Origin of the sequence: Streptococcus parasanguinis (assembly GCF_964238605.1) — a bacterium.
Lineage (GTDB): Bacteria > Bacillota > Bacilli > Lactobacillales > Streptococcaceae > Streptococcus > Streptococcus parasanguinis_AJ.
Genome location: NZ_CAXSMM010000001.1, coordinates 20,761 through 35,924, shown reverse-complemented (window position 1 = coordinate 35,924; position 15,164 = coordinate 20,761). Strand labels below are relative to the sequence as shown.

At 45.7% G+C, this 15,164-nt stretch carries 15 protein-coding genes and 1 CRISPR repeat array (1 of these 16 running past the window's edge); of the genes, 2 read left to right on the top strand and 13 right to left on the bottom strand.

Features of this window, described 5'->3' with window-relative positions:
- Nucleotides 1-2: 2 nt before the first annotated feature.
- Both ACESR9_RS00190 and ACESR9_RS00185 read right to left on the bottom strand, forming a co-directional pair.
- Nucleotides 3-809 carry a dihydroorotate dehydrogenase electron transfer subunit gene (locus ACESR9_RS00190; RefSeq protein ID WP_049483144.1) on the bottom strand — a complete coding sequence of 269 codons (807 nt, stop codon included), beginning with the start codon at nucleotides 807-809 and terminating at the stop codon, nucleotides 3-5.
- Nucleotides 810-994: 185 nt separating this feature from the next.
- Complete coding sequence (locus ACESR9_RS00185; RefSeq protein ID WP_373104838.1) at nucleotides 995-2,431, bottom strand: DUF6688 domain-containing protein; 1,437 nt, start codon at nucleotides 2,429-2,431, stop codon at nucleotides 995-997.
- A gap of 242 nt (nucleotides 2,432-2,673) precedes the next feature.
- Here ACESR9_RS00185 and ACESR9_RS00180 point away from each other — a divergent pair, with 242 nt between their 5' ends.
- Nucleotides 2,674-3,582: a LysR family transcriptional regulator gene (locus ACESR9_RS00180; protein WP_013903495.1), complete on the top strand. Its 909-nt coding sequence runs from the start codon at nucleotides 2,674-2,676 to the stop codon at nucleotides 3,580-3,582.
- A gap of 38 nt (nucleotides 3,583-3,620) precedes the next feature.
- Here the strand turns inward: ACESR9_RS00180 and ACESR9_RS00175 are convergent, their stop codons facing one another.
- The 9 genes from ACESR9_RS00175 to rpiA all read right to left on the bottom strand — a co-directional run bounded on the left by ACESR9_RS00175 (nucleotide 3,621) and on the right by rpiA (nucleotide 11,268).
- Entirely contained in the window at nucleotides 3,621-4,352 is a 732-nt protein-coding gene (locus ACESR9_RS00175; RefSeq protein WP_045759371.1) for an NAD-dependent protein deacylase, read from the bottom strand.
- Entirely contained in the window at nucleotides 4,353-5,120 is a 768-nt protein-coding gene (locus ACESR9_RS00170; RefSeq protein WP_045759370.1) for a Gbs1250 family HEPN protein, read from the bottom strand.
- Complete coding sequence (deoD, locus tag ACESR9_RS00165; RefSeq protein ID WP_040803271.1) at nucleotides 5,120-5,830, bottom strand: purine-nucleoside phosphorylase; 711 nt, start codon at nucleotides 5,828-5,830, stop codon at nucleotides 5,120-5,122. The genes ACESR9_RS00170 and deoD overlap by 1 nt, the downstream gene beginning before the upstream one ends.
- Nucleotides 5,831-6,113: 283 nt before the next feature.
- On the bottom strand, nucleotides 6,114-6,827 hold the full coding sequence (locus ACESR9_RS00160) for a type 1 glutamine amidotransferase (protein WP_045760183.1): 714 nt from the start codon (nucleotides 6,825-6,827) through the stop codon (nucleotides 6,114-6,116).
- Nucleotides 6,824-8,056 carry a chloride channel protein gene (locus ACESR9_RS00155; protein ID WP_373104834.1) on the bottom strand — a complete coding sequence of 411 codons (1,233 nt, stop codon included), beginning with the start codon at nucleotides 8,054-8,056 and terminating at the stop codon, nucleotides 6,824-6,826. The genes ACESR9_RS00160 and ACESR9_RS00155 overlap by 4 nt, the downstream gene beginning before the upstream one ends.
- A gap of 4 nt (nucleotides 8,057-8,060) precedes the next feature.
- Nucleotides 8,061-8,870, bottom strand: coding sequence for a purine-nucleoside phosphorylase (locus tag ACESR9_RS00150; RefSeq protein ID WP_070589124.1), 810 nt, complete (start codon nucleotides 8,868-8,870; stop codon nucleotides 8,061-8,063).
- 12 nt (nucleotides 8,871-8,882) lie between these two features.
- Nucleotides 8,883-9,290 carry a DUF1697 domain-containing protein gene (locus ACESR9_RS00145; RefSeq protein WP_373104832.1) on the bottom strand — a complete coding sequence of 136 codons (408 nt, stop codon included), beginning with the start codon at nucleotides 9,288-9,290 and terminating at the stop codon, nucleotides 8,883-8,885.
- 1 nt (nucleotide 9,291) lies between these two features.
- On the bottom strand, nucleotides 9,292-10,503 hold the full coding sequence (locus ACESR9_RS00140) for a phosphopentomutase (RefSeq protein ID WP_003003757.1): 1,212 nt from the start codon (nucleotides 10,501-10,503) through the stop codon (nucleotides 9,292-9,294).
- A 93-nt stretch (nucleotides 10,504-10,596) separates the two neighbouring features.
- The gene (gene rpiA, locus ACESR9_RS00135) at nucleotides 10,597-11,268 is read right to left on the bottom strand and encodes a ribose-5-phosphate isomerase RpiA (RefSeq protein ID WP_070589125.1); all 672 of its coding nucleotides are present in this window, start codon (nucleotides 11,266-11,268) and stop codon (nucleotides 10,597-10,599) included.
- 162 nt (nucleotides 11,269-11,430) lie between these two features.
- Here rpiA and mnmE point away from each other — a divergent pair, with 162 nt between their 5' ends.
- Nucleotides 11,431-12,804, top strand: coding sequence for a tRNA uridine-5-carboxymethylaminomethyl(34) synthesis GTPase MnmE (mnmE, locus tag ACESR9_RS00130; protein ID WP_037607860.1), 1,374 nt, complete (start codon nucleotides 11,431-11,433; stop codon nucleotides 12,802-12,804).
- Between the two features lie 294 nt (nucleotides 12,805-13,098).
- Here mnmE and ACESR9_RS00125 read toward each other — a convergent pair whose 3' ends face one another.
- Together ACESR9_RS00125 and ACESR9_RS00120 are read right to left on the bottom strand one after the other, a co-directional pair.
- Nucleotides 13,099-13,911 carry a PrsW family glutamic-type intramembrane protease gene (locus ACESR9_RS00125; RefSeq protein ID WP_373104829.1) on the bottom strand — a complete coding sequence of 271 codons (813 nt, stop codon included), beginning with the start codon at nucleotides 13,909-13,911 and terminating at the stop codon, nucleotides 13,099-13,101.
- A 115-nt stretch (nucleotides 13,912-14,026) separates the two neighbouring features.
- Complete coding sequence (locus ACESR9_RS00120) at nucleotides 14,027-14,995, bottom strand: YdeJ family lipoprotein (protein ID WP_373104828.1); 969 nt, start codon at nucleotides 14,993-14,995, stop codon at nucleotides 14,027-14,029.
- Between the two features lie 110 nt (nucleotides 14,996-15,105).
- Nucleotides 15,106-15,164: direct repeats of the CRISPR family, unit length 32 nt; it runs 1,366 nt beyond the window's last position.

Genomic DNA, 15,164 nt, shown 5'->3' with positions numbered 1-15,164 from the left:
TCCTACATCACAATCGTACCGGTTTCAAAGACCGGTCCGTCTTCACACACGCGCTTATTAGCTGCCTGACTTTCATTTTCCAGATGCACTACACAGGCATAGCAAGCACCCATCCCACAAGCCATACGCGATTCCATAGAAATATAGGCGCGAGGATGGTCATGGAATTTGGTATTGACATATTTGAGCATGCCAGGTGCTCCACAAGAATAGATAGCGTCAAACTCCTGGTCCATCGAATCAACAATTGTTGAGACATAGCCTTTAGTGCCATAAGTCCCATCGTCTGTCGTTACAGTGACATGAGCAACCTGAGAAAGCTCTTCTTCCAAAATGACGGCTTCTTTGGTCGCAAAGCCGACAACCACTTCAACTTCTACCCCTTGCTCATGGAGTTGTTTGGCCACTTGGACCAAAGGAGGAACACCGATACCGCCACCGATGATCAAGGCTTTCTGACCTTGGCCGAGATTGGTAAGATCAAAGCCATTTCCCTGTGGCCCCATGACGCTGAGTTTGCTACCGATTGGCAATTGGGAAAAGATAGCTGTCCCCCCACCTTCGATGCGGTAGATCAAGCGACACGTCTGTGTCTCAGGATCAATCTCAGAAATTGAAATCGGACGGCGAAGGAGCTTGGCCCCATCAGGGACGCGGATATGAAGGAATTGACCTGGCAGCATCTGCGCCACCATTTCCCCCTTCAAGATCATAGAATAGATGCGGGGTGCGATTTCTTCTTGAGCGACGAGCTCCATCTCCTCCATCATGATTTTGCCAAAGCGTTTTTTACAACTGTCACTGACCATTGGTTTCCTCTTCTTTCTTTCAGCAAAAAAGACCTCGCAAAAGCAAGGTCCCACAAATGATCAGCTAGACTCCGTCCGCTGATCTTTATTCCGTCTTTCCTTGCAGGCCTCTCTGGACCTCTTAAAGGTTAAATTTGTCTCATTATATCGCGCTCCTTCTCGCTTGTCAAGTAGAAATCGGTAGCTTACGAAGCTTTCTTGGGGTCAAAATCTTCTGGGATCGGTTTGATGTATTGCATGGCAATTCGATTTTCAGGCTTACGATCAACTAGATAAAGAACAAGTAAAAAGAGCCATTCCAACGGTTTCATCAGATAATAGATCAGGTCCATAGCCCATTTCTTCTTGATATGTTTGGCAAAGGGATAGCCATAGCGGTCATAATTGCGACGCAAGAAACGATGGAAATGTGGCGTCTTTTCTTCTAAGACCTGCTCAAAGGCATTGGCAATACAGAGCTGGCGATTGACGACGACTGGATGACCGTGGCGGACGCCCATCCGCTGGGGCTTGACAACATTTTCATGGCCACCAGCCGCAACCGTACAAAGATAGTGCTCATCAATGATGAGATTCTGAGGAGGGATCTTTTGTGAGAAGGCCCAGTCTGCTGTATTGGTCCAGGCCTTGATCATGGAATCCGGTTGCTGCCCAAAGAGCATAAGAATAAGGACGACGAGAGCAAGGGTTGGAAGAGCGATTAGGACCGCTAGCCAAGGCCAGTTACGCGACTTGTTTAAGAGCCGATGGAGCCATTGAAGCAGACGATTCTCATAGCTTATCTCTGTTCGATCTTCCTGCCACTCCCTGATGCGAACCCATAAAAGATGGATGGAATAGATCAGTAAGAAAAAGGTGTGAAAACTTGCTACCTGCAGTTGATTATCGAAAACTAAGAGAAGAACCACTCCTCCTAGAATGCCACTGATGCAGAAGACATTTGCTAACGGCGAGAGTGAATTCGCATCCCGGTAGGAATAGATAATCAAGGCTAGTAAAGTAAGAGCTGCCAGTGTAAAGAAGGTCGGATAGGCGCCAGACCAGATCAAGGCATGTTTCTGAGAATTGATCAAGGGCTCATTCCATTCGTAAAAAGTCATCTCCTTGACGATGTAAATGAAAATCGCTTCGAGAAAGCAACCAAAGAGACCAAACCAAAGAACAATTGTAGGCTGTTGCTTTTTCTTTTTGACAGGATTAGGATTAGGTGATTCTTGCTTTTCCTTCATAAGAGATGCGTCATCTTCTCTTGTCCCTTCTCCTTCCTTCGGTACCCTATCTTCAAACAAATCCGGATCTTCGAGAGCTTCTTCCTCTGCTTCTTTGAACTGGATGCTGGACCACCGCCCAATCCCATAGATAATGACAAAAATATTGGGAACAAAGAGTGCTACGGTTAGACCGTAGGGCAAGATCTTCATGGTAAAGGTAATGATCTCCCAAACACTAAATTGGATAAATGGATCCGATAGAGCATAGATCGACTGACTAATGACCAAATAGATGTAAAAGGCTAATAGAATCAGAGCATTGGTCACAAAATTGATCTGTAACAGACCGGCTGTGAAATGCGTTTCCAACTCCTTATCTTTTTTCTTATACCAGGAAACGAGTTTTTTCATAAGATCTCCTCAATCAATTTTTTACCATTCTATCAATCAGATCTTATCTTAAGCAAGACAAAACTGTATTTTTCCATCAAAATCAGTCCCCAGATGGAGATTTTGTTTCCAATTTTCTATTTTTAATTATTAGATCTAGCCTACTTCCTATTACCTACCTCAGCCTGTCTTATTCTATGATACAGTCCTTGAAAGACCACATTTTACGGGAAAAACGCGCTTTTTTATGTTAAAATAAAAGCATGAGAATACAACAATTACAATACATTATCAAAATCGTCGAAACTGGCTCTATGAATGAAGCCGCAAAACAACTCTTCATCACGCAACCTAGCCTTTCCAATGCCGTTAAGGACTTGGAAAACGAGATGGGAATTGAAATCTTTATACGGAATCCTAAAGGGATCACTTTGACCCGCGATGGGATGGAGTTCCTCTCTTATGCCCGCCAGGTGGTGGAGCAGATTGACCTCTTGTCCGAGCGCTATAAAAATCCTGTAGGCTCTCGTGAGCTTTTCAGTGTCTCTTCACAGCACTACGCCTTCGTGGTTGAGGCCTTCGTTTCTCTCCTTAAGAAAAGCGACATGGAAAAATACGAGCTTTTCCTACGGGAGACGCGGACTTGGGAGATCATCGATGACGTCAAGAATTTCCGAAGCGAGGTTGGTGTACTCTTTTTGAATAGCTACAACCGAGATGTCCTCTCTAAGATGTTGGATGATAATCACCTGGTTGCTACCCACCTCTTTACAGCCCAGCCTCATATCTTTGTCAGCAAGACCAATCCTCTTGCCAAGAAGGAGATTGTTCACTTGTCTGATCTGGAAGATTTCCCATACCTTAGCTATGACCAAGGGACCCACAATTCCTTCTACTTCTCAGAAGAGATCCTCTCTCAAGAGCATCATAAGAAATCCATCGTCGTCAGTGACCGGGCGACCCTCTTTAATCTCTTGATTGGTCTGGATGGCTACACCATTGCGACCGGGATCCTCAACAGCAATCTCAACGGGAATAACATCGTCTCCATTCCCCTTGATATCGAAGACCCGATCGAGCTGGTCTACATCAAACATGAAAAAACAGCCCTCTCAAAAATGGGAGAAAAATTCATCGAGTACTTGCTTGAGGAAGTGAAGTTTGATAAGTAAAAAAATATCTGAGTGATCCATGTTCACTCAGATATTTTTTATTGTCTTAATTGTGAAAATACTTGGCCAATCTTTCCTTCGATAACCAGGTCTGCTTGTCTGTCTTGTGGGATACCGGTTTTATTGATGACAACCAGCTTCTTCCCTTGGAAATACTGGATCAAGCTAGCTGCTGGGTAGACCACGAGAGAGGTTCCACCGATAATCAGGAGATCAGCCTCTTGGATGGCTTGGGCAGCTTGACTAAAGACCTCCATATCGAGAGGTTCCTCATAAAGAGTTACATCAGGCTTAACCACCTTGCCACAGTCCAGACAGTGTGGAACCGGGCCTTCCAAAGCTAGAAAGGCCTCCAAATCATAAAATCGCTGGCAACCCGTACAGTAATTGCGGTCGGCACTGCCATGGAGCTTCAAAACTTTTTTGGAACCAGCCATTTCATGAAGACTATCAATATTTTGTGTCACCACCGCCTTGAGTTTACCGGTCTCTTCAAGCCACGCGAGATAGCGATGGGCAGCATTGGGCTTGGCATCTGGATAGAGCAAGTATTTCTTATAGAAGTCGAAAAATTCCTCTGGATAACGCGCAAACATGGTATGGGAGACCAATTGCTCGGCTGTCAAATGCCGTCCTACCTGAACGCTATAGACACCGTCTGAGCTTCGAAAATCAGGAATATTTGACTCCGTGGAAACTCCTGCCCCACCGAAAAAAACGATCCGTTGACTCTGATCAATCATCTCCTGTAGTTGAGCAATCTTATCCATCTACTTCTCCTTTAGTAGCTCTTCCATCACAGCATTGGCCTGATCAAAATAAAAGTTAGCTTGATCATAATGGATGCCTGTGTAGCTTGCAAGGTCAACCAAATTCTTCATAAAATCCTGAGAAGAGAAACCTGTCGTCCGATGGAGCTCTTCTTCATCAAAGGGCTTGATCAAGTGGGCCAAGGGGTTGCGAACTGATTTTTCTAACTCCCGCAATTGTTGGGCCGCAACTTTGACGCTATCTGGCAAGTCCAACTGCACAATCAACTCCGTCAAACTGGACGAATTGACCACACTTTCGCTGTGGAATTGCTGCAGGATAGGGTTGGCGGACGCATGAAGGCTCTCAAACTTCCAACGGTCATAACTCGATTCTTTGGAGTTATGAATATAGTTTGTTATGTCAGGAATTTTCAACTGAATCAATCGCATAAAGATCCGATAGATGGCTGGGCTAACGGCACGAACAAAGTCAATAATCTGCTCATTTCGCAACTTCGCCTCTAAGTCATAAAGGTAGTTGGCCAACTGCTCATCTTCTGGATCCTCATGCCAAAAAAGCTGAAAACCAGTCGCTTCTAGCAACTCGGTTCTCAACTTTTGATTCATGACGGGTTGGATATTAAGCTCTCGACGCTCCGCCATTAACTGCAGTAAGCTCACCAACAAATCCGGTACTTCTTCCTGCTGCTTGATAGAGCGCAGAGCCCGGCTGTAGTGATAATTTTGGAGATCGTAGAGCCATTCATCATGAAAGAATTTTGTCATTAGTCTGCAATCAAGGTCTCAAGACCAACTTTCATCATGTCTGTGAAAGTATTTTGACGTTCTTCAGCGGTTGTGTCCTCATCAGGATTGACCAAACTGTCTGAAATAGTCATGATAGCAAGGGCATCAACATGGTGTTGAGCAGCAAGATAGTAAAGAGCTGCTGCTTCCATTTCTACAGCTTTCACACCCCACTTACCAAGTTCGATGTTCTTTTCACCATAGTTTGAATAGAAGACATCTGATGACAAGACATTGCCGACATGAGTCGTCATGCCAAGGTCTTTAGCAATGTGGTAAGCCTTGTCTAAAAGATCAAAGCTAGCGATTTGTGGGAAATCGTATTGTGGCCAGTCGTTACGGATGATGTTTGAGTTGGTTGCGGCAGCTTGCGCCAAGACCAATTCACGGACGTGGACATCGCCATTCAAAGAACCAGCTGTACCCACACGGATCAATTTCTTCACACCGTAGTCCACGATCAACTCACGCGCATAGATAGAGATGGATGGCATCCCCATTCCAGTACCCATGACAGATACACGGTGACCCTTGTAGGTACCTGTGTAACCAAACATGTTACGGACTTCGTTGAAGCAAACAGCGTCTTCAAGGAAATTCTCAGCAATAAATTTCGCACGAAGAGGATCCCCAGGAAGAAGAATTTTATCAGCAATTTCACCTTGCTTAGCAGCAATATGGATAGACATAGTTTATGATACAAAGAGCGACCAGAAAGCGACTGAAAATTAGGAATCTGACGAGAAATCCTGATTTCTCAGTCAGATTATCTATTTTCCGAGCTTTCCGCTCGTGTTCAAATCAGAACACATGCTCTACCTTTCTTTTTTATTTTTTAGAATAGGCGTTAAAGAGTCAAAGTAAAAATAGGAAATCCGACAAAGATACATCGCATCTAGGAGGATTTATCTTTTTTACACAGCCTCTAGCCCGGGTTCAATTTCAAACCCGAACTGCCCTTCCTTTCATTTTTTATTTTGTTAATGAATCCAAAAACGAAAAGAGTTTGGCATTCATTTCTCGATAATCGTAAGCACGAATGGCTTCAGGTTTTTGAACAAAGGTCAGGTTTTGACTTTGTTCTTCCAAAACACTTTCACCGTCAGCAGCAATCAAGAGATCAACTGCTTCTGGATCAAATTCCAAGTGAGCTTGGAAGGCATAGTGTTTCGGACTGAAGCGAATCATCTGACGTGGACACCCTTGACTGATCGCAAGAACAACAGCATCTTCTGTCAATCCTGGCATATCACCATGCCAGTGACCAGTTTCAAGAGTTTCTCCAAACTCACCGACATGCGGATCTGTGAGTCCTTCAGGCGTCAAAGTCACAGGATAAACCCCAATCTCACGTTCTGGACTGTGCTCATACTTCGCTCCATAGGCGACAGACAGTAGCTGGGCACCAAGACAGACCCCAACAATATAACGATCAGCCTTGATGGCTTTTTGAATCAGCTCAATCTCTGCCTGAGGATCGTAGTATGGAAAAGCTTCCCGATTTTCATCCGGTGATTGAGGTCCCCCCATGACGATCAAAAAGTCGATCTCATCCACTGTCTCTGGTAGCGTTTCATTCTCATAGACTTTGGTCGTGGTCACCTGATGGCCACGCTCCTGCGCCCATTTTAGATAAGCGCCCGGCACTTCAAAGGTTTCATGCAGTACAAAATGTACCTTCATCATTTCTTCTCCCATTTCTTTTGAATCACGTAAGACAAACCAGCCGCAAGTGCAAGCGGGATTGTCAAACTCCAAGTTTGGCCTGTAAATCCAAGGCTCAGGGCAATAGCTGTCAAAGGAGCTTCTAGGGTCGTCCCTAAAAAGACTGTCGCTCCTAGTAACATCCCTATAGCTGGATCCAGATGAATCCCAATGACTGTCAAAAGCAAGGTCACTAGATAGCCAGAGCCAATCCCAAGGGCAAATGATGGTGTCAAGGTTCCCCCATAAGCACCATTGCGCAAGAGGAGATAAACCAGAAGCCCCTTCACTACAAGAGTCAGTGGAAGATAAGGAATCGACTGGCTAGACAAGAGGGCTTGCGCTAGTACCTGGCCATTTCCCATAAAGATAGGGAAAAAGGCTACTAGGCTCCCCAGCACTAGAAAGGCTAGAGGAAGAGCCCAAAGAATCGTCCTATCCTTCCGCCGTTTTTGACTAGCCCGCTTGGCGAGGAAAGCAAAGACCAGAGCCAAGGGAGTGACCAAGAAAGCAATCACAATAGCCTGTAAGAAGCCGCTAGCCGACCATGAGACTGCGGACAGGTGATAAACAGCCTCCTGACCAACGATGGACTGAGCGACCCAGGTTGCCAGATAAGTACTGGTCAAAACCAGTAGAAAGTTCTGCCAACTGAAGGCGAGCCCTAAGGTCTCAAAGACGAACAAGCTACTGGCAAAGGGAACCTGATAGACGGCAGCCAAACCAGCTCCAGCACCACAGGCGATCAAGACTTTTCGCTCTTTGAGGGCTAGTGAGAATCCCTTCGCCAAGCGACCAGCTAGAAGAGCCCCGACCTCACGTGGGGCTCCTTCTTTTCCGACCGATGCGCCTGCTCCAACAATTGCCACCTGCATCCCTGAATGAAGGAGGTGTGCGAAGAGCGCTGGTTCCCTGTCTCCAGCTAAGTCAATTTGCTGGCGAATAGACAGGATCTGATAACGCCTTTGCAGGACATACCAGAAGCCAGCTGCCAAGCACCCAGTCACACACAAAACCAGAAATCTACGTAACCCTCCAGCTTCTTGGAATTGCTGGAGCAAATTGGAACTAGCTTGGCCAAAAGCCAGCTCTTGCACCCCTTCTAGTAGATAATGGCAGGCAATTCCGACCAGACCTGTCCCGATCCCTAATGATAAGGTGGCTAGAAGCAACCTCAGTCCGTAGGGCAGCCTTTGGAGTCGTACTTTCATTGGATTAGAGTTCAGCAAGAATCGCTTTCAGCAATCCTTTGAAGTCGCCTTTGATGCGCTCTGTCACTTCTACTACTTCTTCGTGGTTGAGCTCTTCTTGGAAACCAGCCGCAAAGTTGGTAATACATGAAATACCAAGAACCTTCAAGCCAGAATGCGCTGCAATGATGACTTCAGGAACGGTTGACATTCCGACAGCATCTGCGCCAAGTGTCTTATACGCACGGATTTCAGCTGGAGTTTCATAAGTTGGACCAGTCACACCGATATAAACCCCATCATCCAATTTGATACCCAATTTGTCTGCTACTTGATGAGCTGTCTCACGGTATTCAGGTGTGTAAGCTTTAGACATATCTGGGAAACGTGGACCAAAGTCATCCAAGTTTTCACCGATCAATGGGTTTTGACCTGTCATATTGATGTGGTCAGTGATAGCCATCAAAGTACCAGGACCAAAGCCAATACCACCGGCAGCGTTGGTGACAAGAACCCCTTCACAGCCCAATACTTTCATGACACGAACTGGGAAAGTCACCACTTCTAGTGGGTTTCCTTCGTAGAAGTGGAAACGACCTTGAAGGGCCAAGACTTTACGTCCAGCAAGATCACCGTAGACCAATTTACCAGCATGGCCGACAACCGTTGAACGACCCCAGTTTGGAATTTCAGAGTAGTCTACTACGACGGCATTTTCGATTTCTTCAGCCAGTTCTCCAAGACCTGATCCAAGGATCAAGCCAAACTCAGGTGCTTCCATTCCTTTGCCTTTCAAAAAAGCAGCTGTTTCATTGATTTTTGCTAATAATGTCATTGCATATCTCCTTTATGATTTCCTTAAAAATTGGCCAATTTTGTCAAATGTATTGGCATTGCGAATGGTCAACAGGCGGTAATCCGGCATCTTGAGGACTTGTCTGTGGTAAGCGGTCTTTGTGTAGGTCTCTTCTGAGTATTTGCCCCAGTAAATCCCTAGATTCCCACGATGGATGATTTCATCACCGAGCGAAAAAAAAGACTGGATAAAGGGATAGTGATCACAAAAGAAATGTCCCAGCAAATCCACCAATTCTGCTTTAGAACCAGCAGATTCAAAGAAGATATTGCCACTATTGATGTAGGTCTCTACCCCATCCAGCTCGATCGTTTGGAGCTCCTCTCGAAGCTCTGCCATCACGACCTTGTTTTTCCCGCCAACATTGATCCCTCTTACGAGGAGAGCGAAGCGTGTCATCTTAGTTCAATTTGTCTAAGAAGCTTTCACCGATCATGGCTTTTTCAACACCAAAGTTCTCTGCAATTGTCGCAGAGATATCAGAGAAATGTCCAACTGGAATCACACCATTGCCCTTGAAGGATGGGCTATAAGCCAAGAATGGAATGTATTCACGCGTATGGTCTGTACCAGCGTAAGTTGGGTCATTTCCGTGGTCTGCCGTGATCATCAAGAGGTCATCTTCACGCATCGCAGCGATGATTTCTGGCAAGCGTTCGTCAAACTCATGCAAGCAATCGCGATAACCATGAGCATTGCGACGGTGACCGTAAAGAGCATCAAAGTCTACCAAGTTGGTAAATGAGAAGCCTTCTTGGAACTCAGGAAGTCCCATGGTCTTAATCAAGGTATCCATACCGTGGCTATTTGATTTGTTGTGGCCCATATCGTGGTTGATACCAGCTCCGTTGAAGATATCGTTGATCTTACCAACTGCATAAGTATCGATACCCGCTTCGTTCAACTTGTCCAAAACAGTTGGCGCAAATGGTGAAACAGCCAAGTCACGACGGTTGGCTGTACGTGTAAAGTTTCCAGGTTCTCCAACATAAGGGCGGGCAATGATTCGACCAAGAAGAGCTGGACGTTCCAAAGTGATGGAACGAGCGTATTCACAGATACGGTAGAGTTCATCCAAAGGAATGATGTCTTCGTGAGCTGCAATTTGAAGGACAGGATCTGCTGATGTATAAATGATCAATTCACCAGTTTCCATTTGACGTGGTCCAAAGTCATCGATGACCGCTGTACCAGAATAAGGCTTGTTGGCTTCACGGATGACCTTACGTCCTGAGAATTCTTCAATTTTAGTCAAGATTTCTTCAGGGAAACCATTCCAGAAGGTATCAAAAGGTTCTGTAATGTTGAGCCCCATGATTTCCCAGTGACCAGTCATGGTGTCTTTCCCAAGAGAGACTTCTTGCAATTTTGTCGCATAGCCAGTTGGGTTGCTTTCAGCTGGCACAGTCTTCAATGGTACTTCACGAGGAATATTTCCAAGACCGATTTTCGCCATGTTTGGTACATTCAAGCCGACGGTTTTAGAGATGTGTCCCAAAGTATCAGATGCTCCATCTGGAACTCCTGCATTGACAAAGTTATTGGCATCTGGTGCAGCACCGATCCCAACTGAATCCAGCACAACTAAGTGCATGCGTTTAAATTTTGACATATACTGCCTCTTTCCTTTATTAAACTAGCTATATTATACCATATCCCTATAAGAAGAGAGCCGTTGTTTGATCCGGCTCCTCTTTAGAGAAACCTATTTTTCAATGATGACAGGGCCATCTGGTGTCCCTACAATCACTTTTGAAATCATGTTCAAGAATAAACCGTGCTCTACGACGCCTACGGTGTGATCCAGTTCATTTGCCAGAGCTTCTGTATCCTCTATCACCTTGAGGTCCAAGTCAATGATGAAGTTGCCTTGGTCAGTGACGAATCGTTGATCATCCGCGAGACGGAAAGCAGGAAGGTAACCTTTTTGCTCAAAGTGACGGAAGAGATTTTCAGCCCCGTATTGCACTACTTCCACTGGAAGCTTGAAAGCTCCAAGAGTTGCAACTTGTTTAGATTCATCCACGATCCAAATGCAGTCTTTAGAATTGGTTGCGACGATCTTTTCCATGAGGAGAGCACCACCGCCACCTTTGATCCCATTCAATTGAGGATCCACTTCATCTGCGCCATCCACTGTCACATCGACCACTTCGACATCGTCGATAGCCTTGAGCGGGATGCCTAAACTTTCAGCCTGATCATAGGTCACACTCGACGTTGTGACAGCTGTGATCTGCAAGCCTTCTTCTTTGATGCGACGACCCAATTCAGCCACAAAATAATAAGCAGTTGACCCTGTACCAAGACCGACAATCATGCCGTCTTTGACAAACTCAGCCGCTTTAATTCCTACCTGTTCTTTTAGGTTTACCATCATAGACCTCCTTTTATATTCTATTACAGTATAGCATATTCTGTAATAGATTTCACTAATTATTTGAAAACCTTTCCAAGTTTTAGTTCTAAAAGCAAAACCTTGCCCGTCCGCTGACTTTACGATAGAATAGAGATGAATCTACAGGAAAAGAGAAATGACATGATTACTAAAGAATTTGATACTATTGCTGCCATCTCGACCCCTCTTGGTGAGGGGGCTATCGGGATCGTCCGCTTGAGCGGGACAGACAGCTTTGCCATTGCACAAAAGATCTTCAAGGGGAAAGATTTAAGCAAGGTAGCGAGCCACACGCTCAACTACGGTCATATCGTGGATCCAGATAAGGACGAGATTCTCGACGAAGTCATGGTGGGGGCCATGCGCTCGCCGAAAACCTTCACCCGTGAGGACATCATCGAGATCAATACCCACGGCGGGATTGCCGTAACCAATGAAATACTACAATTGGTCATCCGCGAAGGAGCTCGATTAGCTGAACCTGGTGAATTTACCAAGCGGGCCTTTCTGAACGGTCGGGTCGATTTGACCCAAGCCGAAGCCGTCATGGACATTATCCGCGCTAAGACCGACAAGGCCATGAACATCGCCGTGAAGCAACTAGATGGTTCCCTGTCTGACCTCATTAACAACACGCGCCAAGAGATCCTCAATACCCTGGCCCAGGTCGAAGTCAATATCGACTATCCGGAGTACGATGATGTCGAAGAAGCAACCACTGAGATCATCCGTGAAAAGACCAGTGAATTTGAAGCCCTCTTGACCAATCTCCTCAAGACTGCCCGTCGCGGTAAGATCTTGCGTGAAGGGATCTCTACTGCTATCATCGGTCGTCCAAACGTCGGCAAGTCTAGCCTCCTCAATAATCTTCTTCGCGAGGAAAAAGCCATCGTGACCGATATCGAAGGAACCACCCGGGACGTCATCGAGGAATACGTCAACATCAATGGGGTTCCCCTCAAACTGGTCGATACGGCTGGGATTCGGGAGACTGAAGACATCGTCGAGCAAATCGGTGTCGAACGTTCGAAAAAAGCCCTCAAGGAAGCTGATCTGGTCCTCCTGGTCCTCAATGCTAGCGAACCCCTGACCGATCAAGATCGCCAGCTCCTTGAGATCTCTCAAGATAGCAACCGCATCATCCTCCTCAACAAGGTTGACCTTCCAGAGAAGATCGAAATCGACCAACTGCCGGAAGATCATATCAAGATTTCCGTTCTGAAAAATCAAAACATCGATCAAATCGAAGACCGGATCAACGCCCTCTTCTTCGAAAATGCTGGACTGGTTGAGCAAGATGCGACTTATCTTTCTAATGCTCGTCACATCTCTCTCATCGAGAAAGCTGTTGAAAGCCTGCAAGCGGTCAACGAAGGCTTGGCCCTAGGTATGCCGGTAGACTTGCTTCAAGTCGACCTCACCCGCACCTGGGAAATCCTCGGAGAAATCACAGGGGATGCTGCTCCAGATGAGCTCATTACCCAACTCTTCAGCCAGTTCTGTCTTGGTAAATAAATCCATTTTAAGATCCTATACTCTTAGAGACTTTCCTTAGGTGAGTACGGACGTCAGCGAACTTCGAAGAAGTTCCATGACTTAGTTTTGAATCTAACGTTTCAAAACTCCCGAGTGCTTGAAACAACAATGTTTCAAGCACTTTTCTCACGGCGGAAAGTCTCAAATATTTCTTTCAAAATAGAATTTAGTTTACAGCTATAGTATCACTCAGTTTATACAAAAGTAGAAAAACAATGTGTCCAAAATAACAAAAATGCGTATGTGTCCAAACATACGCATTCTTTTTTTGTTTTATTTTTCTTGTTCTAATCGCTCGACGGTCTGATACGCTTGGTAGATCAGGAAGAGCCCAGTAGCATTCAAGACTGGAATCGCAATAGGCAACTCGGTCACGATTTGTGAGAAGGGTGAATTGCCAACAAAATGAAGTCCAAACCCAGCTACTAAATATCCCCAGCCTGCTAGAGCTAGATCCTTGCGTCCTCTGCTTGCTTGGACAATCAAGAAGAGCCCCAGCATGACAAGTCCTGTGTAAACCCAGTGAGACATGGGCGCATTGGCCACACGACCGAGAATCCCTGACACCGTGTAAGAGAAACCTCCTGGCAGGTCCTGACGGATATAGGCAAAGTCCTCCACGATCTGGAAACCAAGACCAGAGGCAATCGCCAAGAGGAAGATCGACTTGATGCGACGAACACTGAACAAATAGAGGACAAAGAAGATCGGAATCAACTTAAAGGGTTCCTCAAAGAGAGGCGCAGCGATGGCACTCTCGTACTGGTTCCAAAAGTCGCTATTTGGAGCGATGGCTTGAATCATGTCATGGAAATAGGTATTGGCAAAGCTAGACAACCAACCGGCAACAAAGCCCCCACCTAATAGAGAAAAGAGAACCGGTACCCAAGATAACTTCCACTTCTTAGCAAAATGAAAGAGGGCCCAGACAGCAGGAAGCGCATAGACCAAAAGGATCAGGGTAGAAAGTCCCACAATCCCGTACTGACTGCCAGACATCCAACCTTCCGTCAGCGACTGGGTCTCATAGGCTAGGCCGATCGCTAGCAAGAGTAAATAGAGAAACAAAATCGATTTGCGTTTCATAAAAGACCTTTCTAAAGTGAAATGAAAAAGGCTGGAAGCCCAGTCTTTTCCGAGTACTATCATTGTAACAGGATCAGCTTAAAAAAACAATAAACTGAGCTCTCAAATCTAGCTCTTACTTCAGTACTGCAAGAATCTGGCGAATCATGTCTGGATCCCCATCTGGCAATGTCACCGTTTCAGCATGGTCCAAGATCCCTTGGGTAAATTGCGTCATAAACTCTTCACTATTGAGTTCATCTGCAGACTGTTGCCAGTGGCTCGGTACAGGGTAGATAGTGACTGTCCCATCACCGTTGGATGCATAAGTCACATGACCTTCTGAAGAAATTGGTGTAAACAACTGACGAACATCTTTAGGATAGTCAACTCCTAGCCCACCAAAGTAAATCTTTGTACCAGCACTCTTTTCATTAATACTCAATTCTGTCGGTACAGACTTGATCACATAAGCCCAGACACGCGCAGCTTCAACCTGAGCATCGGTGTAGCCTGGATAATCATTTTGATCCGCCTTCTTCGAAGACTTGACCTCGCTATCCGAGCGAGTATTCCACTTCTTAGCCTTACTCGTCTTAGACGTACTACTGCTATCGTCTGTATCTACTTGCTCCCGATCTTTCGGTTGCTCTTTCTTGCGATAGTAGAAATTATCATCATCACCATAAGCAGGTGACTGACCAGCCCAGATCCGATCCTTGGACTTATCCGAAGCATCGTCTTTGCCCGCTTTCTGACCTTTTGGAAGGAGCAAAAGACCGTAGCCTCCAACACCCGACTTGGCACTAACCGTCATCTCAGCGATCTGGTCCTTCTGCTTAAAGCTCGATGCATCAAGCTCGACATCCTCGCTGACCAAGCCCTTGTCATCAAAGACCAGCTCATTGCCACGACCATCGATCCAAGTCCCCTTGATACTTGAGTAGTCCTTAGCCTTAATGGCTTTCAAGTCCATACCAGACTGTTTCTTTTCCGAAGTACTGGTCTGCTTGGTATCCGAACTCTTAGGCGACACCGTCCTCTGAGGACGACCACACGAAGCCAAGACCAAAGCAGAAAGCACAATTACCAAACCTTTTTTCATATCAATCTCCCTTCACATACCTACTATTTTAGAAAAATAAGAAAGGTGAGTCAAAGAAAAAGCGGAGATCTATAGAGCTGATCTGTAATATCAAAATTTTTTGCTAATGAATTTCACTACACGTTCCAGTGAAGGGAGCGACCAAGATGGGAACACTTGAATTACAGAA

What these genes read in the sequence shown, in the direction of transcription:
- deoD (WP_040803271.1), bottom strand. Translation starts at nt 5,830, where the DNA reads ATGTCTATCCATATTGCTGCTAAGCAAGGTGAAATTGCTGATAAAATT.
- ACESR9_RS00155 (WP_373104834.1), bottom strand. Translation starts at nt 8,056, where the DNA reads ATGAAAGTACGACTCCAAAGGCTGCCCTACGGACTGAGGTTGCTTCTA.
- ACESR9_RS00190 (WP_049483144.1), bottom strand. Translation starts at nt 809, where the DNA reads ATGGTCAGTGACAGTTGTAAAAAACGCTTTGGCAAAATCATGATGGAG.
- ACESR9_RS00160 (WP_045760183.1), bottom strand. Translation starts at nt 6,827, where the DNA reads ATGATGAAGGTACATTTTGTACTGCATGAAACCTTTGAAGTGCCGGGC.
- ACESR9_RS00180 (WP_013903495.1), top strand. Translation starts at nt 2,674, where the DNA reads ATGAGAATACAACAATTACAATACATTATCAAAATCGTCGAAACTGGC.
- ACESR9_RS00170 (WP_045759370.1), bottom strand. Translation starts at nt 5,120, where the DNA reads ATGACAAAATTCTTTCATGATGAATGGCTCTACGATCTCCAAAATTAT.
- ACESR9_RS00145 (WP_373104832.1), bottom strand. Translation starts at nt 9,290, where the DNA reads ATGACACGCTTCGCTCTCCTCGTAAGAGGGATCAATGTTGGCGGGAAA.
- ACESR9_RS00175 (WP_045759371.1), bottom strand. Translation starts at nt 4,352, where the DNA reads ATGGATAAGATTGCTCAACTACAGGAGATGATTGATCAGAGTCAACGG.
- ACESR9_RS00140 (WP_003003757.1), bottom strand. Translation starts at nt 10,503, where the DNA reads ATGTCAAAATTTAAACGCATGCACTTAGTTGTGCTGGATTCAGTTGGG.
- ACESR9_RS00150 (WP_070589124.1), bottom strand. Translation starts at nt 8,870, where the DNA reads ATGACATTATTAGCAAAAATCAATGAAACAGCTGCTTTTTTGAAAGGC.
- ACESR9_RS00120 (WP_373104828.1), bottom strand. Translation starts at nt 14,995, where the DNA reads ATGAAAAAAGGTTTGGTAATTGTGCTTTCTGCTTTGGTCTTGGCTTCG.
- ACESR9_RS00125 (WP_373104829.1), bottom strand. Translation starts at nt 13,911, where the DNA reads ATGAAACGCAAATCGATTTTGTTTCTCTATTTACTCTTGCTAGCGATC.
- rpiA (WP_070589125.1), bottom strand. Translation starts at nt 11,268, where the DNA reads ATGGTAAACCTAAAAGAACAGGTAGGAATTAAAGCGGCTGAGTTTGTC.
- ACESR9_RS00185 (WP_373104838.1), bottom strand. Translation starts at nt 2,431, where the DNA reads ATGAAAAAACTCGTTTCCTGGTATAAGAAAAAAGATAAGGAGTTGGAA.
- mnmE (WP_037607860.1), top strand. Translation starts at nt 11,431, where the DNA reads ATGATTACTAAAGAATTTGATACTATTGCTGCCATCTCGACCCCTCTT.